1 pseudogene is annotated in these 962 nt (G+C 81.0%); it reads right to left on the bottom strand.

The annotated features are described in order from the left end of the window. A pseudogene (locus GTR00_RS21685) lies at positions 1 to 962 on the bottom strand (glycosyltransferase family 39 protein); the annotation flags it as partial.

Genomic DNA, 962 nt, shown 5'->3' with positions numbered 1-962 from the left:
CGCCGGGCCAGGGCGCCGGCGCCGACGCCGGCCAGCACGGCCAGCGCCGGGGCGGTGGCGCCGGCGTAGCGGGCGGCGAACAGCTGCCCGCCGGCGGCGGAGGCCACCAGCGCCGCCACGGGCGCGACGGCCCAGGCCAGCACGAGCAGCAGGTGGGCGCGCTCGCGGCGCAGGTGCACCGCGCCGGCCGCGCACAGCACGAGCAGCACCAGCACCGCGAACGCGCCGCCGGCGTACGCCGAGCTCAGCCGCAGGGTCTGGCGCAGCAGGGGGAAGCCGTCGTCGATGCGGCCGGGGGCCTGGGCGAAGCCGACGGCGAGCATGGCCAGGGTGAGGGCGGCGGCGGGCAGCGCGCCCAGCGCGACGCGGGCGCGCCGGGCCCGCCCGGGCAGGGCGAACGCCACCGCGAGCAGCGCCGCCACCGCCGGTGCCCCGGTGAGCACGTGCAGGGCGGCGGCGAGCGCGGAGCCGCTCACCCACAGCGCCAGCCACCGACCGCGCGGCTCCTGCCGGTCGCGCAGCACGCCGTGGGCGGTGGCCGCCACGCACGCCAGCACCACCGGGTAGGGGCGGGCCTCCTGGCTGTGGTCGACGACGACGGGCGCCAGGGCGAAGGCGGTGCCGGCGACGACCCCGGCGGCGGTGCGCGCACCGGCGGGCCCGCCGGTGCGCAGCAGCCGGCGCGCGGTCAGGCCGACCAGGGCGGCGGTGAGCACCGTGGCGGCGGCCCCGGGCAGCCGCAGCCACGCCTCGTCGGTGGAGAGGCGCACCCAGGGGTGCACCAGCGCGTACCAGGGGCCCATGCCGGCGTCGGTGACGCGCAGGCCCCGCAGCATCACCGGCCAGGGGCGCCCGGCGGTGACCAGCGTGTAGACCTCGTCGCGCCACAGCGGCTTGGCGTCGTAGCGCCACGCGGTGGTGGCCAGCGCCACCAGCGCGGGCAGCAGCCACGCCCACGGCGC

Source organism: Kineococcus indalonis (assembly GCF_009906395.1).
Classification (GTDB): Bacteria; Actinomycetota; Actinomycetes; order Actinomycetales; family Kineococcaceae; genus Kineococcus; species Kineococcus indalonis.
The sequence above is the reverse complement of the archived record's forward strand: the minus strand, read 5'-3'. Positions and strand labels throughout refer to the sequence as shown.